At 34.0% G+C, this 473-nt stretch carries 1 protein-coding gene; it reads left to right on the forward strand.

Annotated elements, in window-relative coordinates:
• The coding region (locus BAU23_RS15530) for a transposase (RefSeq protein ID WP_131802506.1) at positions 1-473 on the forward strand (473 nt) is incomplete at both ends.

The raw sequence follows: 473 nt of genomic DNA on the forward strand, positions 1-473 counted from the left end.
TCCAACTCCCGCGAAATATAAAGCAGAATTTGAGTGGTTAAAAGAAGTTGATTCATTAGCTTTGGCAAATGCTCAACTAAACTTGCAAACTGCCTATAAGAATTTCTTTAGTGGTCAAAATGACTTCCCAACATTCAAAAGTAAAAAAGACAGAAAGTCTTATACAACGAATGTAGTAAACGGAAATATTATGTTGCTTAATGGTCATATCAAATTGCCAAAACTGAAAATGGTACGTATCAAACAACATAGAGAAATACCACACGATTATATGATCAAGTCATGTACGATTTCTATGACACCTACTGGTAAATACTATGTATCCATCTTGACTGAATACGAAAAAGAGATTGTACAAAAAGAAGTAGAAACAGTTGTTGGGTTAGACTTTGCGATGAGTGGATTATACGTTAGTTCTGAGGATGAGAAAGCCAATTATCCTAAGTTCTATCGTGAAATGTTAGACCGATTAG

Origin of the sequence: Bacillus nitratireducens (genome assembly GCF_001884135.1) — a bacterium.
GTDB lineage: Bacteria > Bacillota > Bacilli > Bacillales > Bacillaceae_G > Bacillus_A > Bacillus_A nitratireducens.